This is a genomic window from Sneathiella sp. (genome assembly GCF_029233945.1).
In the GTDB taxonomy this organism is placed as follows: Bacteria; Pseudomonadota; Alphaproteobacteria; order Sneathiellales; family Sneathiellaceae; genus Sneathiella.
This window is the reverse complement of sequence record NZ_JARGOQ010000019.1, coordinates 32,716-52,464: the sequence shown is the minus strand read 5'-3', so window position 1 is coordinate 52,464 and position 19,749 is coordinate 32,716. Positions and strand designations below refer to the sequence as shown.

Genomic DNA, 19,749 nt, shown 5'->3' with positions numbered 1-19,749 from the left:
GCGCCCGAAATCAATGACGCGACCATCCGGCTGCTTAACCGCCATGGGGTCGAGGTGATCATACCGAAGTCCGCCGGTTGTTGCGGTGCGTTGCCGCTCCATATGGGCAAGGAAAGAAGCGCGCAAGGCTTTGCCCGCGCCAATGTCCGTGCCTGGACACGCGAATTGGAGGGGGAGGGGCTGGACGCCATTATCATCAACACCTCCGGCTGTGGCACCACGGTCAAGGATTATGGAGAATTGTTCGCCCATCAGCCAGATAAGTATCTCGCGGAGCAGGCCGAGAAAGTTGCTGCACTCGCCTGTGATATCACCGAATTTCTGTGCCGGATCGAGCTTGACCCAAAAGTGAAACCGGGACTTAAAGTTGCCTATCATTCCGCTTGCTCCCTCCAGCATGGGCAACAGATACGGGAGGAGCCGAAAATACTCCTCAAGCAAATGGGGTTCGAGGTCGCGGATATCCCCGAATCCCATATCTGCTGCGGCTCGGCGGGCACCTATAACCTGTTGCAGCCGGACCTTTCCGCCAAATTAAAGGCGCGGAAAGTCTCTAATATCGCCAAAACCGCCCCCGATCTGGTGGCGGCGGGAAACATCGGCTGTATCGCGCAGATCGCGTCCGGCATGGATTTGCCGGTCCTGCATACGGTGGAACTCATCGACTGGGCGACGGGCGGACCGAAACCCGCCGCCTTGCAAAAAGGCAATTAATCGCGGCGCTCACAAATTTGTGTCTCCTTGCGGCATTAGAAAAATAGTTGAACTGTGCTATATTTATTGTATGGGACGACGGTTTTTGAAATTTCTCCTGATTGTGGGACTCCTTTTCTGGAGCAACCCCGCGCTCGCCCGACAGGATGACCCCAAGCTCGATGAGCTGTTCGAGCAGCTTGCCGAGACGGAAGATTTCGACAAGGCAAAGGTGATTGAGGGCAGTATCTGGAAAGTCTGGCTCACCTCGGGCAGTGATACGGTGGATTTCCTGATGCTTCAGGGGGTCAGCTATATGAGCCAGGGGCAGTTCGCCAAGGCTATCTCCCTTTTCTCCACGGTGATCAAGATCGACCCGGAATTCTCCGAAGGCTGGAACAAGCGCGCGACGGTGTTGTTCCTGATCGGAGAATATGACAGCTCGATCGAGGATATCGGCCGCACGCTGGAGCTGGAACCGCGTCATTTCGGGGCGCTCTCCGGCCTCGGCCAGATTTACGACCTGCAGGAGAGCGAGGAGGGGGCTCTCTCCGCCTATGAAAAGGCGGTTGCGATCAATCCGCATATGCCGAGCGTGAAGGCGCGGCTGGAACGGCTGATTATTGAGCGGGACAAGAAGCGGATTTAGCTCGCCGCGTCCTATTGCTCTCCAACCCAGGCGATGCGGAGGATATTGGTCGATCCCGGCGTTCCGAACGGAACTCCCGCCATGATCACGACTCTATCTCCCGGTCGTGTGAAGCCCTCGGCGAAGGATATCTTGCAGGCCTTGTCCACCATCTCGGCGAAATTCTTGGCATCCGACGTATGCACGCAATGCAGCCCCCAGACGAGGGCGAGCATCCGTGCGGTCTTGAGGGCCGGGGTCAGCACGAGGACCGAAGTCTCGCCCCGCTCCCGTGCGGCCCGGAGGGCGGTCGAGCCGGAGGTGGTATAGGTGACGATGGCGGCCGCGCCGATGGTGCCGGCAACCTGAGCGGCGGCGGCACTGATTGCATCGGCGGTCGTGGCCTCCAGCGCGCCATGCTTGGCGTCGATCACGCTCCGGTACATCGGGTCTTTCTCGGTTTCCACCGCGATATCGTTCATCATCGCCACGGCCTCCAGCGGGAAGTCTCCTGCCGCACTCTCCGCCGAGAGCATCACCGCATCGGTCCCGTCATAGATGGCGTTGGCAACGTCGGTCACTTCGGCACGGGTCGGCACCGGGGCGGCGATCATGCTTTCCAGCATTTGCGTCGCGACGACGACGGGCTTGCCCGCTTCGCGTGCGCGGGCGATGATCCGCTTCTGGATGGAGGGGACTTCCTGGATCGGCATTTCCACACCGAGATCGCCGCGCGCGACCATGATCGCATCGGCGAGATCGATAATACCGCTCAAGGTCTCCACGGCGGCGGGCTTTTCAATTTTCGCCATGACGGCGGCGCGTCCCGCGACGATTTTCTTGATCTCGGCGATATCTTCCGGCCGCTGCACAAAGGAGAGGGCAACCCAGTCCACACCGAGGCTGAGCGCGAAATCAAGATCGCGGCGATCCTTGTCGGTGAGCGGGCTCATCCGGACGACCGCATTCGGGATATTGACGCCCTTGCGGTCGGATATCTTGCCGCCGACCGAGACCTTGCAGTCCACGAAATCCTTATCCGCCTTGGTGACGGTGAGCTTCAGCTTGCCATCGTCAAGTAGAAGGATGCTGCCTTCTTCAAGACTTTCCAGCACCGCCGGATGGGGCAGGCAGACTCGGTCCTGATTGCCAGGGGTCTTGTCGAGATCGAGGCGGAATTTCGCGCCGTTGGTCAGGATGACAGAACTGCTCTCAAAGGTGCCGAGGCGGATTTTCGGGCCCTGCAGATCGGCGAGAATGCCGATGGGGCGCCCGGTTTTTTCTTCCAGAGCGCGGATCGTGGCGGCCCGTTCCTCATGGTCCTTATGCTCGCCATGACTGAAATTGAGGCGGAACACATCCGCCCCCGCCAGATGCAGCGCCTCGATACTGTCTGCGCCGGAACTGGCCGGGCCGAGGGTGGCTATGATCTTCGTCTTTCTAAGTCGTCGCATTACTTTGGTACTCGTTACAGGAGGTTGATCCATACTCGCCAGATTATACTACTCTTTTTATGACACGCATGTGAGGGGGATTATGAGCTTTTTTCGGATCAACCCCGGAAGACGCGCAATCGGCGCTTAATCGCCATACACCAGCAGGTCCTGTTGCGGGGTTTTGGCAAGCGCGTCAAAGTCGGCGACGGGGCTTGGATCGGTGCCGGAGCCCTTGAAATCTAGGATATGCGTGTAATTCTCTCTCAGATAGGCGATGAATTCACGGGCCTTTTCCTCCCCGATAAAGCGCGGGGAGAATTCAAAGAACACGGGCAGGCGGCTGCCAAAGGTCTTGTTTATGTCCTGCAGGATGTCAAAATCGAACCCCTCTATATCCATCCAGACAAACTCAACATCTTCAAAATTGATATCCTCGCGCCGGGCGATGCTGCCGACGGTTAGCGCCGTCACCTCGATGGAGCGGGTGTTGCCGGGCAGGTTGAGCAGGGAATGGCCACCGCTCACGTCGTCTTCCTTCAGATGCAGCTCAATCGTGCCATCCTCCGTATAGACGGCGGCATGGACGGGCGTGATTTCCGCCGCCCAGTCATTGAGATGGACATTGCTGCGCAGAAATTCGAAATTCTGCGGCGCGGCCTCGACCGCGATTACCTTGCTGAACTGGTTGGTGAGCTTCAGGTAAAGTGCCTGACAGCCAATATTGGCGCCGAGATTGAGGGCCACGCCATGGCCGCGCAGCTTGCCGATGCGCGTCAGATATTCCACAACCCGGTTCGTTCCGCCGCGCCCCCAACTGCCATGCAGCAGGACGGAGCGGCCAACAAGATCGCGCGGATCAACCATAATCTTGTGATCGACCGTCTGCACCGTGACTGCGATAACATCCTCGGGCAGCGCCTTGCTGAGCACCTTGCGGCCTTGCTTGCCCTTGAAGAATTTCTTCAGTGGCTTGTTGCGGATTGTGTCGATCAGATAGGTTTCAAGCTTGCCGGGCATCGGGTCCTGCGGTGTCAAATTCACATTGTCGGATGGTCTTTTATAGCGGGTTATCCGTTGTCGCGGATAGATAAAATAAGGTTTTGCCATAAATTTTCGCGAGCGAAATTCCCGTCATTGTAAGTCGCGGCGTGATTGGGATAGTATCCACCGGTTTCGTATATTATGATTGAGACCCATGACAGACAGTTCATCCGTATTCGATATTCAGCATCCCGACAGCGACAGCGCCCTGTTGCTCACCGTCGATCATGCGAGCCGCCATATCCCCGAAAGCTACAACAATCTCGGTTTGCAGGATCATTCCGTGCTGGCGCGGCATATCGCCTGGGATATCGGGATTGAGGATGTGACGCGGAGGTTGTCTGACAAGCTGAAGGCAACGGCGATCTATGCAAGATTTTCGCGGTTGTTGCTGGATGCCAATCGCTATCCGGACGATCCGGCAAGTACGCCGATCATGAGTGACGGCGTGGAAATCCCGGCCAATCAGGAGATTACCGAGGCGGAGAAGACGCGGCGTGTCGAGACGTATTTCACGCCCTATCAAGGCGCGATTACCGGCCTGATTGCGAAGAAACAGGAGGTGCATGAGGTGCCGCTCCTGATCTCCATGCATAGCTTCACCCCGGTGATGAATGAGTTTGAACGGCCGTGGCATATCGGCGTTCTCTGGGACCGGGATCCGCGCCTTGCGCTCCCGCTGCTGAAGATATTGCGTGAGAACAGCTCCCTTGTCGTGGGCGATAACGAGCCTTATTCGGCGCGCGATCCGCTGGGTTACACCATGAATGAGCATGGCATGAAGCGGGGCATCCCGAATGTCGCGATCGAGATCCGTCAGGACCTGATCGACACCCATCAGGGGGCGGAGAAATGGGCCACCATCATGGCGGACGCGCTGAGCCGCCTTGGCCCGCTTGCGCCGTATGAGCCGGGAGGGCAGGGATGAGCGTTAAAGAACCCACATTCACCATCGGGATCGAGGAAGAGTATCTGCTTGTCGATCTGGAAACCCGCGATCTCGCCATCGAGCCGAGCGAGGATATTCTTGCCGAATGCGAGCGGCGTCTTCTCGACCATCTGGTGACGCCGGAATTTCTCCGCTCCCAACTTGAGGTCGGCACCCGCGTCTGCAGTAATATTTCCGAGGCGCGCGACGCGCTGCAGGAATTGCGTGGCACGGTGGCCGAAGTGGCGGGCAAACATGGCCTCGGGGTGATGGCCGCCTCCATCCATCCGTTTGCCGACTGGCATCAGCTCAAGCACACCCCGAAGGAGCGCTACGATACGATTGCCCGCGATCTGCAGGCGACGGTACGGCGGATGATGATTTGCGGGATGCATGTGCATTGCGCGATTGAGGATCCGGAACTACGCATCGATCTGATGAATCAGGCGAGTTATTTCCTGCCGCATCTCTTGGCGCTCAGTACGTCTTCGCCCTTCTGGCGGGGGGAGGAAAGCGGCCTTAAATCCTATCGCGTCACCGTGTTCGATGCGCTGCCGCGGACGGGGCTCCCCGACCGGTTTGAAAGTTACGGCGAATATGCCCGCCTTGTCGATACGCTGGTGGAGGCGGGTACGATTGAGGATGGCACGAAGCTCTGGTGGGATATGCGCCCGTCGGCGAAATTCCCGACGCTGGAGATGCGCCTCGCCGATGTCTGCCCGCTCTTGGAGGATGCGCTGACCGTTGCCGCGCTTTATTCCTGCGTTCTTCGCATGCTCTATCGCCTGCGCCGTAATAACCAGCGCTGGCGCGTCTATCCGCAGACACTGGTTGAGGAAAACCGCTGGATCGCGCAGCGCTTCGGCGTGGAGGGCAAGCTGATCGATTTCGGCATTCCGGCGCCGGTCCCGCTCGCTGACCTGATCGAGGAGATTATCGAGCTTACCGCCGAAGACGCGGCGGCGCTGGGATGCGAAAAGGAAGTGCAACATGCGCGGGAGATTGTCCGGCGCGGCACCTCCGCCGATCGGCAGATCGCCTGCTACCGCGCGGCGGTCGAGGACGGGGACAGCAAACAGGATGCGCTGATAAAAGTTGTCGATCAGGTCTTGAATGAGACTGTTTCCGGCATAGACTCTTAAAAGACGGCGCAATGACAAAGGGAGAAGAAAATGGACCAGCAGACACTTGAGTTAGAGGCCGCAGCCTATCGCCGCCTGCGCGATCACTTGCGCACCCGCACCGATGTGCAGAATATCGATCTGATGAACCTGGGCGGCTTTTGCCGCAACTGCCTCTCCAACTGGTATATGGAGGCGGCGGCGGAAAAGGGCATCGAGATGGACAAGATGCAGGCGCGCGAGATTGTCTATGGCATGCCGTTCGATGAATGGAAGGCGAAATACCAGAACGAGGCAACGCCGGAGCAACAGGCCGCCTTCAAGGAAAGCCATAAGGATCACTAACGCGCGGGCAAAAAAATTGCCGAAAGGCATGTACTTGCCCGCGCCAATAATGCTAGAAATCCCACCCGGAAATTTTCCCGGACAGCACGCATGTTTATTTATACGGAGAAGGTAAGTTATGGCTGACGTCGGCGGAGTGGCCGCAGATCATCTGCGGTCCTATATCGAGAGAATTGAACGTCTGGAAGAAGAGAAAAAGGGTATTGCCGACGATATCAAGGAAATCTTCGCCGAGGCCAAGGGCACCGGCTTCGATGTCAAGGCCATGCGCGCCGTGCTGCGTCTGCGCAAGATGGACAAGGCCGATGTGCAGGAACAGGAATATATGATCGACCTGTATAAACATGCGCTCGGCATGGCGGCCGATGAAAATCCCGCTGAGGACGACGCCGAGAACGAACCGGAAGCCGCCGCCTTTTAAAGGCGGGGTCGCGCCTCTTGTATTCTGCGCCTGCAATAATTAAGTGTAGAACACACCTGTAATAAACCCGCAGGTGGTCTGGAGCGATGACGAAATTTTCCACCGATGCGGCGGGCTTCGCGGCCCTCACCATCTCTGAGTTGATATTGCAGCAATGCGTGCTGAATGGTCTGTTCACGGGCGAGGAGGCCCGGCGGTTGCTGATTTCCGCCGCAAAGCGGCATGAGGCGGCGGCCTCGGGGACAGACGAAAAAATAGCGCTTAATATGGAAGCGGCGCATCTGATCCGCGCGCTTTCAAGCGGTCTGGAACCGCTTTTTCGCGAACAACGAAACGCGACCCCGCCCAAAACGCCCCAACAGAAGACCGGGAGCCGCCCGAATTGGGTCCGTTTCCCGGACTAGCTATTTCTTCGCCAGCACCCGCTTGGTGCTTTGCGGGAATCGGGTGAGGGCGGCGGCGGGCCGCACGGGACGCAAGGTGAAATTGCCGCCGCAATTGGGGCAGACGCCCTTATGCACATCATGCGCGCAAGTCTCGCAGAAGGTACACTCAAACGTGCAGATATAGGCATCCACCTCCCCGTTGGGCAGATCCTTATCGCAAGTCTCGCAGTTCGGCCTGAGTTCCAGCATCGTCGTAACCCTCTCCTTTACTCCGCCGCTTGTTTCTGCGGTTCGGGGTTTTTGAAGTTCGCAAGCATATTCTCAAGGTCGCCGCGATAGACTTTTATCGCCTTGTCCTTCACATGGCCGTAGCCGCGAATTTGTAGGGGCAGCGCCGCAATCTCGACGGCGATGGCGTGATTTTCCGGCGTGAGACCGTCCATCAGCTCGGCAATGATCCCTTCAAACTCCTTGATCAGGGCGCGCTCGGTTTTACGTTCCTCCTGATAGCCGAAAATATCGAGCGGGGTGCCGCGTAAGGATTTGAACTTCGCGAGGAAACCGAAGGCCTTCATCATATAGCCGCCAAACTCCTTCTTTTTCAGCTCCCCGGTGTCCGGATCGCGTTTGGAAAAGAGCGGCGGGGCGAGATGGAATTTAAGGGCGTAGTCACCCTCCATCATCCGTTCCACCCGCTTCATGAAGGTCGTGTCGGTATAAAGCCGCGCGACTTCATACTCATCCTTATAGGCCATCAGCTTGAAGTAGCTCCGCAGGGCGGCCTCCGACAGGGACGTCTTGCCTGGCATGACCTCGCTCTCGCGGGTGCGGACGCGGGCGACAAGGTCGCTATAGCGCCGGGCATAGCGACTGCTTTGATAGCCGGTCAGGAACTCCCCCCGGCGGGTGATCATTTCATCCAGATCCTCCGTTGGCTGCATACGAAGCGCCGGACCTTTCAGCTCCGCCACTTCCTTCATCACCCGGTCCGGATCATGGGCCATTACGCGGCCCCAACCGAACGCCTTCTTGTTGAAGGGCACGGCAACGCCGTTGAGTTCCACCGCACGGAGGAGGGCCTCTTCCGTGAGCGGGATCAGCCCTTTCTGATAGGCGAAGCCGAGCATGAAGAGGTTGGTCGCGATGGAATCGCCGAGGAGCGTTGTGGCGATCTCGCTGGCCTCAATCAGGTCGCATTGATCCGGGCCAATGGCTTCGCGGATATGATCGAGCGTGTCCTTCACCGGGAAGGGCGCGTCGGGATCGAGGGTGAAATCCATGGTTGGCGACGGATGCGCGTTGATCACCGCATGGGCAACATTCACATCAAACTTCGCAAGGCTGTCGTAGGAGCCCGAGACCACCATATCGCAGCCGATCAGGAGGTCGGCACGTCCGGCAGGGATGCGCACGGCGTTGATGTCTTCCGGCTTCGGCGCGATATGCACATGGCTGGTGACCGCGCCGCCCTTCTGGGCGAGGCCCGCCTGATCGAGGACGGAAATACCCTTTTCCTCCAGATGCGCGGCCATGCCGACAATGGCGCCGATGGTCACGACGCCGGTGCCGCCGATCCCGGTGATCAGGATGCGGTAGGGACCGTTCAATTCACGCGCTGCCGGGGCGGGGAGGCCTTCCGCCGGGTTTTCCGCCGCATGGGGCGCGGCTTTGCGAAGTTCGCCGCCCTCGATGGTGACAAAGCTCGGGCAGAAGCCCTTCACGCAGGAGAAATCCTTGTTGCAGGTGGATTGGTTGATGGTTCGCTTGCGGCCGAATTCCGTCTCGATCGGCTCGACCGAGAGGCAGTTCGACTTGACCGAGCAATCGCCGCAGCCTTCACAGACCAGATCATTGATGATCACGCGTTTTGCAGGATCGGGGAAGGTGCCGCGTTTTCTCCGGCGGCGTTTCTCGGCGGCGCAGGTCTGGTCATAGATGAGGATGGAGACGCCCTTTTCCTCCCGCAGGTGACGCTGGATCTTGTCGAGATCATCGCGGTGATGGATGGTCGTGCCCTTGGGCCAGGGAGTTCCTTCGGGGTATTTTTCAGGCTCGTCCGTGACCACGCGGATAACGGAAACGCCTTCGCCCTCCAGCTGCTGGGCGATCTGCCAAGGCGTGAAGTTATCGCCGAGCGACTGGCCGCCGGTCATGGCGACGGCATCGTTATAGAGGATCTTGTAGGTCATGTTGGCCTTCGCCGCGACCGCCTGACGGATGGCGAGAATGCCTGAATGGTGATAGGTGCCGTCGCCCAAGTTGGCGAAGATATGCTTCTCGTCCGTGAAATGCATCTGCCCGACCCACGGCACGCCTTCGCCGCCCATTTGTGTGAAGGTGTCGGTGTTGCGGTTCATCCAGGTGACCATGAAATGACAGCCAATCCCGGCGACCGCGCGGCTTCCCTCCGGCACCACGGTGGAGGTGTTATGCGGACAGCCGGAACAATAAAACGGCGTTCGCACCAGCTTGGCCGGTTTTGCGTCGAGCTGCTTTTCCTTGCGGTCGAGGAAGGCGAGGCGGTTCTCGATCGAGTCGGACGTATAGAAACGGCGGATGCGGGCGGCGATCACGCGGGCGACCATGGCCGGGGTCAATTCCCCGGTGGAGGGTTGCAGCGGGTTTTTATCCTCGTCAAACTTGCCAAGGATGCGCGGGCGTACGCCGGTGTCCCAGTTATAGAGCTGCTCCTTCATCTGGTTCTCGATGACGGCGCGCTTCTCCTCGATCACCAGCACTTCTTCCAGCCCTTCGGCGAACTGGCGGATGCCATCGGGTTCCAGCGGCCAGGGCATCCCGACCTTATAGACGGTCAGGCCGATATCGGCGGCGAGTTCATCATTGATGCCAAGATCACGGAGTGCCTGGCGCACGTCATAATAGGATTTGCCGACCGTGACGATACCGAAGCGGCGCTTCGGGCTGTCCATGGTCACCCGGTCGATATGATTGGCACGGGCAAAGGCGCGGGCGGCATAGACCTTGTGCTGGTTGAGCCGGACTTCCTGATCGAAGCGGTTGTCATGGGGCTGGATATTGAGGCCGCCTTCGGGCATCTCGATATTCGGGCGGATGAAATTACCGCGGGTCGGGGAGACATAGACACTCGCGCCGCCCTCGACCGTTTCGGAGATGCATTTGAAGCCGATCCACAAGCCGGAAAAGCGCGACATCTCAATCCCGAGAAGGCCGTAGTCGAGAATCTCCTGCACATTGGCGGGATGCAGCACGGGCATCATCCAGCCCGCGAAGCTATGCTCGCTCTGATGCGCGATGGAGGAGGAGACAATGCCGTGATCGTCGCCCGCAAGCGCGAGGACGCCGCCATATTTCGAGGTGCCGGCGCTGTTCGCATGGCGGAAGACATCGCCGGTGCGGTCGACGCCCGGACCCTTGCCGTACCACAGGCCGAACACGCCGTCATAGCGCGCGCCCTTGAACATATTGAGTTGCTGGCTGCCCCAGACGGCCGTGGCGGCAAGGTCTTCATTGACGCCGGGCTCAAACTCGATGTCATTTTCTTTGAGAATTTTAGCGGCTTTCCAGAGAGACTGATCATAACCCGCGAGCGGGGAGCCGCGATAGCCCGAGATAAACCCCGCCGTATTGAGGCCCGCAGCGCGGTCGCGTTCCTTCTGCATCAGCGGCAGGCGCACCAGCGCCTGAATACCGGTCAGGAAAATACGGCCTTCCTCAAGCGTATATTTATCGTCCAGAGACACATTGGCCAACGGCATCTTTACCTCACTCCCATTCGAAAAAGACGTTTACTGTTGTACGATATAAGAAGATTATCATGAAAGACAAAAAAGGTCAATAATACTGACTTATATGGATTTTAATTAAAGAGTCATCCGATTTTTTGACTCTTCCGGGGCAAAATGGCTTTAGAATAGCCCTTTAGGTTTTAGTCATTCTCGAAAGCAAATCATGACCATTCTGGTGACAGGGGCGGCAGGCTTTATCGGCATGCATGTGTCGGAGGCGTTGCTGGCGCGCGGGGAGAGGGTTGTTGGCGTTGATAATCTCAACGATTATTATGATGTCTCCCTGAAAGCCGCCCGGCTCGCGCGGCTTGAAAAGCATGAAAATTTCACTTTCCACAAAGTCGATATGGCCGATCACGCGGGCTTTACGGCGGTGATGGCGGGGCAGGAGGGCATCACCGGTGTTATCCATCTGGCGGCACAGGCCGGGGTGCGCCACAGCCTGACCCATCCGTTTGACTATGCGGATGCGAATGTCACAGGATTCCTCACCATTCTGGAATACTGCCGCGGCCTTGAGACACCCCCGCATCTGGTTTATGCCAGTTCCAGTTCTGTCTATGGCGCCAATAACGAGCTACCCTATTCGGTGGATCAGGCGGCGGACCGGCCGGTCTCGCTCTATGCGGCGACGAAAAAGGCGAACGAGTTGATGGCCTATACTTACGCCCATCTTTATGGCTTGCCGTCAACGGGCCTGCGCTTCTTCACCGTCTATGGGCCGTGGGGGCGGCCGGATATGGCCTACTGGCTGTTCACCGATAAAATCCTCAAAAATGAGCCGGTTCAGATCTATAACCATGGCAACATGATGCGGGATTTCACCTATATAGATGACTTGGTGACGGGCATCCTGTCCGTGCTCTCGCATCCGCCGCAAAAAACAGATGCCGAGCCGCCCCATAAGGTCTACAATCTGGGCAATAATCAGGCGGAGCAGCTGCTTGATTTCGTCGCAATCATCGAAAAGACCCTTGGGCTGACGGCGGTGCGGGAACTTCTGCCGATGCAGCCGGGCGATGTGAAGGCAACCTTCGCCGATATTGACCCGATCCGCCGGGATGTGGGATATGAACCCACGACATCCCTTGAGGAGGGTCTGCCGAAATTCGTCAAATGGTACCAGGAATACAGTAGTAAGGATTAGTTTTTCATGTCGACAGAGTTCGATATCAATCAGATACAGAATATTATCGATCACGGCATTCCCCATTGCGCGGAAATCGGCGTGAAGGTCCATGACATGGACGCCGATGGCGTGATTTTTAGCCTGCCTTATCAGGAACGCTTTGCCGGAAACCCGGTGAATGGCGTGCTGCATGGTGGGATCATCACCACGCTGATCGATACGGCGGCAGGCATGTGCATTTATGCAAAAATAAAGCAATATGTGCCGATTGCGACGCTGGATTTGCGCATTGATTACTTGAAACCCGCGACACCGGGGGAGGATGTGTTTACCCGCGCGACCTGTTATAAAGTGACGAAGCAGATCGCCTTTGTTCGCGCCATCGCCTATCACGGCGATCCGGAAGACCCCATCGCCAACAGCGTCGGCACCTTCATGCTGAAATCCACCGGCAGCCCGCCGCTCAATGAGGTGAGCGGCAAGAAGGGAGGGGCACAATGAGCGAGATGAGCGCAGAGGATTTCGTCGCCTTGATCGAAAAATCGAAAGAAGACAGGGACTGGCGGCCGGTATTCGATACTATTCCCTATTTCAGCTATCTTGGCCTGCGGCTGGAGCCGACGGATGACCGTCTTGTCTGTGTCCTGCCCGCGGACGGAAAATTCATCGGTAACCCGACCCTGCCCGCGCTGCATGGCGGGGTGGTGGGCGCGTTTCTGGAAAGCACGGCGCTGGTCCATCTGCTGGCAACGCAGGAAGTCACGCGCCTGCCGAAAATCATCAATATCACGGTGGAGTATCTCCGCTCGGCCAAGCCGATCGAAACCTATGCGGAGGCCGTTATCACCAAGCCGGGCCGCCGCGTTGCCAATATGCGGATCGAGGCGTGGCAGAAGGACCGGAACAAACCCGTCGCTGCCGCCCATGCCAATTTCCTTGTCAGCTAGGGAATGTTTCCTAAATGAACAAGATACGCCTTTTTTGTTGAAGTGAGTTTTACATGACCGAGACTGCCCTTGCCAATTTGCCCGAATGGGACTTGAGCGATCTATATCCGTCCCGCACCTCCCCGGAACTTATCGAGGATCTCGATACGGCGGCGCGGGATGCGACGGCCTTCGCCGAACAGTACAAGGGCAAGCTGACCTCTCTCGACGGGCAGGAGCTGTATCTCGCCATCGCCAAATATGAGGAAATCGGCGAGATGGAGGGGCGGATCATGTCCTACGCCTATCTCGTCTATGCGGGCAATATGTCGGACCCGGATATCGGCAAGTTCTTCCAGACCATGCAGGAGAAAATCAGCGCCATCGGCACCGACCTCCTGTTCTTCACGCTGGAACTCAACCGGATCGAGGAAGACAAGCTGCAGGCGATGTATGAGGGATCGAGCCTCAAGAAATATGAGCCCTGGCTCAATAATGTCCGGGCGCTGAAACCCTATCAGCTTTCCGACGAGATCGAGAAACTCCTGCATGAGAAGGACATCTCCGGCCGGAGCGCGTGGGTGCGCCTCTTTGATGAGACCATGGCGGGCCTCAAGTTCGAGGTGGATGGCGAGGAAATGGCCTCCCAGCAGGCCCTGCATCTCCTCTCCAGCCCGAACGCGGAACTCCGCAAGAAAGCCGCGAAGAACATCGGCAAGGTTTTTGGCGAGAATGTCCGGCTGTTCTCCTTGGTCACCAACACGCTCGCCAAGGACAAGGCGATTGAGGATGAGTGGCGCGGCGCGCCCGAACCTGCCGCCATGCGCCATCTCTCCAATCAGGTCGAGGCGGAGGTCGTCGATGCCTTGTCCGAGGCTGTGCAGGCCGCTTATCCGACGCTCTCGCATCGCTATTACGCGATCAAGGCGAAATGGATGGGCAAGGACAAAATCGATTACTGGGACCGTAATGCGCCGCTCCCCGATTCCGATGATCGCATCATCCCGTGGAAAGAGGCGCGGGACACGGTTCTCGATGCCTATGGGCGTTTCTCACCGGAACTTTCAAAACTGGGACAGCAGTTTTTTGAAAAGCCGTGGATCGATGCGTCCGTGCGCCCCGGAAAATCGCCGGGGGCTTTCGCGCATCCCACAGTGCCGAGCGTGCATCCTTATCTCCTGCTCAATTATCAGGGCAATATCCGCGATGTGATGACCCTCGCCCATGAGCTGGGCCATGGCGTGCATCAGCTGCTGGCGGCGCCGCAGGGCGGATTGCTGGCCGATACGCCGCTCACCTTAGCCGAGACCGCAAGCGTTTTCGGGGAGCAGCTTACCTTCCGGGCGCTGCTGGAGAAAGAGGCCGATCCGGATAAACGACGGATCATGCTGGCGGGCAAGGTTGAGGATATGCTCAACACCGTGGTGCGCCAGATCGCTTTCTATGAGTTCGAGAAACGCCTGCATGATGCGCGGCGAAAAGAGGAACTCTCCCCCGACCAGATCGGCAAGATCTGGATGGAGGTGCAGAAGGAAAGCCTTGGCCCGGCGATCCGTCTCCATGATGAATACCAGTATTTCTGGAGCTATATTCCGCATTTCATCCATTCGCCCTTCTATGTCTACGCCTATGCGTTCGGCGATTGTCTGGTGAATGCGCTTTATGCCATCTATCAGGAGGCGGAGAGCGGCTTTCAGGAGAAATATTTCGATATGCTGAAAGCGGGCGGCACCCTCCGGCACAAGGAATTGCTGGCGCCGTTCAATCTCGATGCATCCGATCCCGCGTTCTGGTCAAAAGGCCTCAGCGTGATCGAGGGCTTTATCGACGAGTTGGAGGCACTTTAGGCGCGCGTATTTTAGCTTTTTATTGCGTTGCACACGACATTCTGTTGCCCGACGGACATTTTTCGGTATATTTCAGGACAAATTAAACAGTATCGAAAAAGACGAGGGGTTTGTCGTTATGCATGAAAACGGATCTATGGACATTTCAGCCCAGAAGGAAAGCTTCCATGCTTTCATCAAGCTTTTCAAATACAGCACCATTTTTCTGGTGATCCTGTTGATCCTGATGGCTATCTTTCTGACCTAGCGGATAACCGGGCCGTTTTGCGCGGCCCGTAACATCCTGCGGCGCGGCGGGACGCCTGTCATTCCCGCCTCAAATAACAGACAAGAGGATCGATTATGAAGATCGCCATCCCCCGGGAGCGTCGGGAAAATGAAAAGCGCGTTGCGGCGTCTCCGGACACCGTGAAAAAATTCGTCGGCCTCGGCGCAGAGGTCATTATCGAGACAGGCGCGGGCAAAGCCAGTTCCTTCTCCGATGCAGATTTTGAGGCTGCGGGCGCGAAAATCGCCGCCGATGAGGCGAGCGCGCTCAAAGACGCCGATATTGTCCTTAAAATCCAGCGTCCCCTCACGGCAGCGGAGGGCGAGGATGAAATCGCGCTGATGAAACAGGGCGCGGTCCTGATCGGTCATCTCGCCGCACTCCAGAACAAGGATCTGGCGGCGGCCTATGCGAAAGCCGGGATCACCGCAATCTCGCTGGAACTGCTGCCACGCATCAGCCGCGCGCAGTCCATGGACATTCTCTCCAGCCAGTCGAACCTCGCAGGCTATAAGTCCGTGCTGGACGCGACGGCGGAATATGGCAAGGCACTGCCGATGATGATGACGGCGGCGGGAACAATCGCGCCCGCCAAATGCTTCATCATGGGCGTCGGCGTTGCCGGTCTTCAGGCGATTGCCACCGCGCGCCGCCTCGGTGCAATTGTGACGGCGACGGACGTGCGCGCCGCAACGAAAGAGCAGGTCGAGAGCCTCGGTGCGAAATTCGTCATGGTCGAGAGTGAAGAAACCGGCGAGACCGAGGGCGGCTACGCCAAGGAAATGAGCGACGACTACAAGAAACGCCAGGCGGAACTTGTGTTCGAACATATCAAGAAGCAGGACATCGTCATCACCACCGCGCTTATTCCGGGGCGCGAAGCCCCGATCCTGATCACGGATGAAATGCTCGCCGTGATGAAGCCGGGCTCAGTCATCGTCGATCTCGCGGTTGAGGCGGGGGGCAATGTCACCCAGTCGAAGCCGGGCGAGGTTGTGATTACCGACAACGGCGTCAAGATCGTCGGTCATCTCAATGTGCCGGGCCGTCTGGCCAGCGATGCCTCATCTTTGTTCGCGAAGAATCTTTTCAATTTCCTGAACCCCATGATCGACAAGGAAACGGGGAATTTGAACCTGAACTGGGAGGACGAGCTTGTTCTCGGCACCGCGCTCACCCGCGATGGCAACATTATCCACCCGCAACTAACCGAGGGAGGGAACTGATTATGGATATGGTAGATCCAACCGTTTTCCGGCTGGCGATTTTCGTGCTCGCCATTTTTGTGGGCTATTACGTGGTCTGGAGCGTGACACCGGCCCTGCATACGCCCCTGATGGCGGTCACCAACGCCATCTCCTCGGTGATTATCGTCGGCGCGCTGATTGCGGCGGGCCCGTCGGAGGTGAACCTCGCCAAGATATTCGGCTTTGTCGCCATCGTGCTCGCCTCGGTCAATATCTTCGGGGGCTTCCTCGTGACCCAGCGGATGCTGTCCATGTACAAGAAAAAACAGAAGTAAGGGGGACGATCCGTGTCAGCTAATTTTACGGCGCTTGCCTATCTGGTCTCCGCCATCCTTTTCGTTCTGGCGCTGCGTGGCCTGTCCTCACCGGACAGCTCCCGGCGCGGGAATATCATGGGCATGGCCGGTATGGCCATTGCCATTATCGTCACCATTCTCCGTCCCGACGTTGTCTCCTATGAGTGGATCATCGGCGGCATCGTTATTGGTGGTGCCATCGGTGCGGTGATTGCCCAGCGCATCGCCATGACCGCCATGCCGCAGCTTGTCGCGGCCTTCCATAGTCTCGTCGGTCTTGCCGCCGTGCTGGTCGCCGCGGCTGCCTTCTATAACCCGGATGCTTATGGCATTCTGGGGGCGGGCGGCGAACTCACGGTGCTCTCCCGCGTGGAAATGTCCATCGGTATCGTGGTCGGTGCGATTACGTTTTCAGGCTCCATTATCGCCTTCACCAAGTTGCAGGGGCTGGTGTCGGGCAATCCGGTGATCTTTCCGGGGCAGCATTTTGTCAATCTGCTGATCGGTCTTGCGATTGTCGCGCTGATTATCTGGTTCTGCGTTGATCTGGACCCGACGATCTTCTGGGCGATGACGGCGCTCGCCTTCCTCATCGGCTTCCTGATCATCATCCCGATCGGCGGCGCCGATATGCCGGTGGTGGTCTCGATGCTGAACAGCTATTCCGGCTGGGCGGCGGCGGGTATTGGTTTCACGCTCGAAAACACCGCGCTGATCATTGTCGGCGCGCTGGTCGGCTCCTCGGGCGCGATCCTTTCCTACATCATGTGTAAAGCCATGAACCGCTCCTTCTTCAGCGTGATCCTCGGTGGCTTCGGCGGCGATACGGCGGCCGCCGGTCCCGACAAGGGCGACCGGCCGCACAAGGCGGGCTCCGCCGATGATGCGGCCTTCATCATGAAGAATGCGGGCAAGGTGATCATCGTGCCGGGCTACGGCCTTGCGGTGGCGCAGGCCCAGCATGCACTCCGCGAGATGGTCGATGTCCTGAAGGAAGAGGGGGTCGATGTCACCTATGCCATTCATCCGGTCGCGGGCCGCATGCCCGGCCATATGAATGTGCTGCTGGCCGAGGCGCAGGTGCCCTATGACGAGGTGTTCGAGCTGGAGGAGATCAACTCCGACTTCGCGAGCGCCGATGTCGCCTTCGTGGTAGGCGCCAACGACGTGACCAACCCCGCCGCCCGCGATGACCCATCCAGCCCGATTTTCGGCATGCCGATCCTCGATGTGGACAAGGCGCGCACGGTTCTCTTCGTGAAACGCTCCATGTCCTCCGGTTACGCCGGGATCGACAACGATCTTTTCTACAAGGACAACACCATGATGCTCCTCGCCGACGCGAAGAAAATGGTCGAGGATATCATCAAGGCGCTGTAACGATCCGTATCTTGTGATAGAATTAAAGACGCGGGGAAACTCGCGGCTTTTTTTGTGTCTTGTCTGACGGCGCGGGGTTATCGCTAATGCGTAAAAGATTTCTGTTTTTGACTTTATCCGTTCTTCTTGCTCCCCTTGTTGTGTCCGCGCATGAAATTTCCGCCCCCTTGCAGGGCGAGGCGCCGGTCGTCGCGCCAACGGCCTATGAGCAGCTGTTGCGGGCATTGATGCCGGATGCTCATGCGGTTGCCACCTTCTCCGTCGAGGGGAATTACCGGATCATCAAGGGAGACGGCTATCCCGGATATACGCCGGGCGATTTTCCCAATGCCCATAACCCGAACGCCATTCGCAAGAAGAACTATCATTTGCGCGTCGCGCTTGACCCGAAACTGGGCCCCGCGCGACCGACGGAGCGCACGCCCTTCGGGATCGCCTTGAACGGCGTGCTGTTCGACCCGAAAACCGCTGCCTACTGGGATAACGATCCATCCACGGGCTGGAATTATGAGGCGATTGGCGGCGCCTGCCAGCTTGGGCTCGATACCAGCAACGCCCATGTCCAGCCGAACGGTGCCTATCATTATCATGGCCTGCCGACGGGCCTGCTCGATAAATATGCGTATCAAAGCACGCCGGCCCTGATCGGCTTTGGCGCGGACGGGTTTCCGATTTACGGGCCGTATGGATATGCGAATGCTGACGATCCGTCGAGCGGCATGATAAAGCTGAAGTCGGGCTACCGCCTTAAATCCGGCACCCGGCCAAGCGCGCCGGGCGGGCCCTATGACGGCGTGTTCACGGAGGACTGGACCCATGACGCGGCGCTCGGCGATCTCGATGAATGCAACGGGCGGAGCGGGGTCACAAAGGAATATCCGAACGGCACCTATTATTATGTCATCACCGACAGCTTTCCGTACGTGCCCCGCTGCTGGCGCGCCGCGCCCGATCCGTCTTTCTTTACGTTGAAAGGCCGCCCCGGCGCGCCGCAACCGGCGGGACCCCGCGCCGGACCGCGTCCGGGACAGGGCGGGCGCGCCTGTCGCGGCAGCTGACGAATTTCGTCACGGTATATTTTTAAGCGCGGTGCTTGATCCGGCGCGGGAAAGGCTCATCTCCTTGGGGTAGGTTTATCAAGGAGTGTAGCCATGCGCATTTTACTGATCGGAGCGGCGCTGTTCCTGCTGGCGGCCTGTCAGACGACGACGGCGGAGCAGAACCCGGACTTGATGTGTTGCACCTGGGGCAATAACCAGCATCCGTAAGGACGCGGGCGCGGCACCTCAGTAGAGATTTTCCTTATAGGCGACTTCCAGATAGGCGTCCGACTGTTCGGCGTCCATCCCGGCGATCTGGTCGGCCAGCACCTGTCCCAGCGTCGGGAAGACACTGCGCTCGACCTTGCTATCCGGGTCCCAGAGCTTGGAGCGGATCAGCGCCTTCGCGCAATGCATATAGGCGGAGGTTACCGCGATTTTCAGCACCGAGCGGGGCAGCTTGCCCTGGACGGCGTGAGCCTCCATCAGGTCGGGGTCAAGGCTGATCGTCGCCTTGCCATTGATGCGCAGGGTCTCGTTAATCCCCGGCACGAGGAAGATCAGGCCGACGGCCGGGTTTCGGAGAATGTTGAGCAGGCTGTCGAGGCGGTTGTTGCCGGGCCGGTCGGGAAGGGCGAGGGTGTTATCGTCCAATACGGTGACAAAGCCCGGCGCATCCCCGCGCGGGGAGGCATCGGCCGTGCCGTCGCCGCCATCGGTGCTCATCACGAGGAAGGGGGAGAGCGCAATGAAGTCGCGGCAATGCTTGTCGAGCCGGGGAATTTCCTTCTGCACGGCGCGCTCCGCCGGTGGCTTATAGACGCTGTAAAGCTCCTCAACGCTTGTGATG

20 protein-coding genes and 1 pseudogene are annotated in these 19,749 nt (G+C 58.4%); 16 read left to right on the top strand and 5 right to left on the bottom strand.

Annotated features, from left to right (window positions below; translation table 11 throughout):
• Together P1U71_RS08330 and P1U71_RS08325 are read left to right on the top strand one after the other, a co-directional pair.
• The coding region (locus tag P1U71_RS08330; RefSeq protein WP_301105117.1) for a heterodisulfide reductase-related iron-sulfur binding cluster at nucleotides 1-714 on the top strand (714 nt) is incomplete at its 5' end.
• 85 nt (nucleotides 715-799) lie between these two features.
• Nucleotides 800-1,342 (top strand): tetratricopeptide repeat protein, encoded by a 543-nt coding sequence (locus tag P1U71_RS08325; RefSeq protein WP_301105116.1) that lies wholly within the window; start codon nucleotides 800-802, stop codon nucleotides 1,340-1,342.
• An 11-nt stretch (nucleotides 1,343-1,353) separates the two neighbouring features.
• Here P1U71_RS08325 and pyk read toward each other — a convergent pair whose 3' ends face one another.
• Nucleotides 1,354-2,775: a pyruvate kinase gene (gene pyk, locus P1U71_RS08320; protein ID WP_301105115.1), complete on the bottom strand. Its 1,422-nt coding sequence runs from the start codon at nucleotides 2,773-2,775 to the stop codon at nucleotides 1,354-1,356.
• A 126-nt stretch (nucleotides 2,776-2,901) separates the two neighbouring features.
• Nucleotides 2,902-3,864 carry an FkbM family methyltransferase gene (locus P1U71_RS08315; RefSeq protein WP_301105114.1) on the bottom strand — a complete coding sequence of 321 codons (963 nt, stop codon included), beginning with the start codon at nucleotides 3,862-3,864 and terminating at the stop codon, nucleotides 2,902-2,904.
• Between the two features lie 88 nt (nucleotides 3,865-3,952).
• On the opposite strand from P1U71_RS08315, the gene P1U71_RS08310 reads away from it, so the two are divergent.
• The 5 genes from P1U71_RS08310 to P1U71_RS08290 all read left to right on the top strand — a co-directional run bounded on the left by P1U71_RS08310 (nucleotide 3,953) and on the right by P1U71_RS08290 (nucleotide 7,017).
• Nucleotides 3,953-4,726, top strand: a complete 774-nt coding sequence (locus tag P1U71_RS08310) for an N-formylglutamate amidohydrolase (protein ID WP_301105113.1) — start codon at nucleotides 3,953-3,955, stop codon at nucleotides 4,724-4,726.
• Complete coding sequence (locus P1U71_RS08305; protein ID WP_301105112.1) at nucleotides 4,723-5,868, top strand: carboxylate-amine ligase; 1,146 nt, start codon at nucleotides 4,723-4,725, stop codon at nucleotides 5,866-5,868. Before P1U71_RS08310 ends, P1U71_RS08305 begins: the two co-directional genes overlap by 4 nt.
• A 30-nt stretch (nucleotides 5,869-5,898) precedes the next feature.
• On the top strand, nucleotides 5,899-6,192 hold the full coding sequence (locus P1U71_RS08300) for a DUF1244 domain-containing protein (RefSeq protein WP_301105111.1): 294 nt from the start codon (nucleotides 5,899-5,901) through the stop codon (nucleotides 6,190-6,192).
• Between the two features lie 118 nt (nucleotides 6,193-6,310).
• Nucleotides 6,311-6,613, top strand: a complete 303-nt coding sequence (locus P1U71_RS08295) for a DUF2312 domain-containing protein (RefSeq protein WP_301105110.1) — start codon at nucleotides 6,311-6,313, stop codon at nucleotides 6,611-6,613.
• Nucleotides 6,614-6,699: 86 nt separating this feature from the next.
• The gene (locus P1U71_RS08290; protein ID WP_301105109.1) at nucleotides 6,700-7,017 is read left to right on the top strand and encodes a hypothetical protein; all 318 of its coding nucleotides are present in this window, start codon (nucleotides 6,700-6,702) and stop codon (nucleotides 7,015-7,017) included.
• Here the strand turns inward: P1U71_RS08290 and P1U71_RS08285 are convergent, their stop codons facing one another.
• Entirely contained in the window at nucleotides 7,018-7,248 is a 231-nt protein-coding gene (locus P1U71_RS08285; protein WP_301105108.1) for a DUF1272 domain-containing protein, read from the bottom strand.
• A gap of 17 nt (nucleotides 7,249-7,265) precedes the next feature.
• Complete coding sequence (locus tag P1U71_RS08280; protein ID WP_301105107.1) at nucleotides 7,266-10,736, bottom strand: indolepyruvate ferredoxin oxidoreductase family protein; 3,471 nt, start codon at nucleotides 10,734-10,736, stop codon at nucleotides 7,266-7,268.
• A 193-nt stretch (nucleotides 10,737-10,929) separates the two neighbouring features.
• Between P1U71_RS08280 and P1U71_RS08275 the strand changes: the two genes are divergently transcribed.
• From P1U71_RS08275 to P1U71_RS08235, 9 genes and pseudogenes are all read left to right on the top strand, one after another.
• Entirely contained in the window at nucleotides 10,930-11,913 is a 984-nt protein-coding gene (locus P1U71_RS08275; protein WP_301105106.1) for an NAD-dependent epimerase/dehydratase family protein, read from the top strand.
• Nucleotides 11,914-11,919: 6 nt separating this feature from the next.
• Entirely contained in the window at nucleotides 11,920-12,396 is a 477-nt protein-coding gene (locus P1U71_RS08270) for a PaaI family thioesterase (RefSeq protein WP_301105105.1), read from the top strand.
• Nucleotides 12,393-12,842, top strand: coding sequence for a PaaI family thioesterase (locus P1U71_RS08265; protein ID WP_301105104.1), 450 nt, complete (start codon nucleotides 12,393-12,395; stop codon nucleotides 12,840-12,842). Before P1U71_RS08270 ends, P1U71_RS08265 begins: the two co-directional genes overlap by 4 nt.
• A gap of 53 nt (nucleotides 12,843-12,895) precedes the next feature.
• Nucleotides 12,896-14,668, top strand: coding sequence for a M3 family oligoendopeptidase (locus P1U71_RS08260; RefSeq protein ID WP_301105103.1), 1,773 nt, complete (start codon nucleotides 12,896-12,898; stop codon nucleotides 14,666-14,668).
• Nucleotides 14,669-14,786: 118 nt separating this feature from the next.
• Nucleotides 14,787-14,915 (top strand): aa3-type cytochrome c oxidase subunit IV, encoded by a 129-nt coding sequence (locus P1U71_RS08255; protein WP_301105102.1) that lies wholly within the window; start codon nucleotides 14,787-14,789, stop codon nucleotides 14,913-14,915.
• Nucleotides 14,916-15,010: 95 nt separating this feature from the next.
• A complete protein-coding gene (locus P1U71_RS08250; protein WP_301105101.1) occupies nucleotides 15,011-16,162 on the top strand; it encodes a Re/Si-specific NAD(P)(+) transhydrogenase subunit alpha in 1,152 nt (383 codons plus the stop codon).
• A gap of 11 nt (nucleotides 16,163-16,173) precedes the next feature.
• Nucleotides 16,174-16,458, top strand: a pseudogene (locus P1U71_RS08245) (NAD(P) transhydrogenase subunit alpha); the annotation flags it as partial.
• A 12-nt stretch (nucleotides 16,459-16,470) separates the two neighbouring features.
• A complete protein-coding gene (locus P1U71_RS08240; RefSeq protein ID WP_301105099.1) occupies nucleotides 16,471-17,859 on the top strand; it encodes an NAD(P)(+) transhydrogenase (Re/Si-specific) subunit beta in 1,389 nt (462 codons plus the stop codon).
• An 86-nt stretch (nucleotides 17,860-17,945) separates the two neighbouring features.
• The gene (locus P1U71_RS08235) at nucleotides 17,946-18,917 is read left to right on the top strand and encodes a YHYH protein (RefSeq protein WP_301105098.1); all 972 of its coding nucleotides are present in this window, start codon (nucleotides 17,946-17,948) and stop codon (nucleotides 18,915-18,917) included.
• 228 nt (nucleotides 18,918-19,145) lie between these two features.
• On the opposite strand, the gene P1U71_RS08230 is transcribed toward P1U71_RS08235, so the two are convergent.
• The gene (locus P1U71_RS08230; protein ID WP_367281149.1) at nucleotides 19,146-19,748 is read right to left on the bottom strand and encodes a pyridoxamine 5'-phosphate oxidase family protein; all 603 of its coding nucleotides are present in this window, start codon (nucleotides 19,746-19,748) and stop codon (nucleotides 19,146-19,148) included.
• Nucleotide 19,749 lies beyond the last annotated feature (1 nt).

Coding starts and splice junctions, on each gene's coding strand:
- P1U71_RS08315 (WP_301105114.1), bottom strand. CDS start 3,864: ATGGCAAAACCTTATTTTATCTATCCGCGACAACGGATAACCCGCTAT.
- P1U71_RS08305 (WP_301105112.1), top strand. CDS start 4,723: ATGAGCGTTAAAGAACCCACATTCACCATCGGGATCGAGGAAGAGTAT.
- P1U71_RS08265 (WP_301105104.1), top strand. CDS start 12,393: ATGAGCGAGATGAGCGCAGAGGATTTCGTCGCCTTGATCGAAAAATCG.
- P1U71_RS08260 (WP_301105103.1), top strand. CDS start 12,896: ATGACCGAGACTGCCCTTGCCAATTTGCCCGAATGGGACTTGAGCGAT.
- P1U71_RS08295 (WP_301105110.1), top strand. CDS start 6,311: ATGGCTGACGTCGGCGGAGTGGCCGCAGATCATCTGCGGTCCTATATC.
- P1U71_RS08235 (WP_301105098.1), top strand. CDS start 17,946: ATGCGTAAAAGATTTCTGTTTTTGACTTTATCCGTTCTTCTTGCTCCC.
- P1U71_RS08300 (WP_301105111.1), top strand. CDS start 5,899: ATGGACCAGCAGACACTTGAGTTAGAGGCCGCAGCCTATCGCCGCCTG.
- P1U71_RS08255 (WP_301105102.1), top strand. CDS start 14,787: ATGCATGAAAACGGATCTATGGACATTTCAGCCCAGAAGGAAAGCTTC.
- P1U71_RS08250 (WP_301105101.1), top strand. CDS start 15,011: ATGAAGATCGCCATCCCCCGGGAGCGTCGGGAAAATGAAAAGCGCGTT.
- pyk (WP_301105115.1), bottom strand. CDS start 2,775: ATGCGACGACTTAGAAAGACGAAGATCATAGCCACCCTCGGCCCGGCC.
- P1U71_RS08275 (WP_301105106.1), top strand. CDS start 10,930: ATGACCATTCTGGTGACAGGGGCGGCAGGCTTTATCGGCATGCATGTG.
- P1U71_RS08270 (WP_301105105.1), top strand. CDS start 11,920: ATGTCGACAGAGTTCGATATCAATCAGATACAGAATATTATCGATCAC.
- P1U71_RS08290 (WP_301105109.1), top strand. CDS start 6,700: ATGACGAAATTTTCCACCGATGCGGCGGGCTTCGCGGCCCTCACCATC.
- P1U71_RS08310 (WP_301105113.1), top strand. CDS start 3,953: ATGACAGACAGTTCATCCGTATTCGATATTCAGCATCCCGACAGCGAC.
- P1U71_RS08285 (WP_301105108.1), bottom strand. CDS start 7,248: ATGCTGGAACTCAGGCCGAACTGCGAGACTTGCGATAAGGATCTGCCC.
- P1U71_RS08280 (WP_301105107.1), bottom strand. CDS start 10,736: ATGCCGTTGGCCAATGTGTCTCTGGACGATAAATATACGCTTGAGGAA.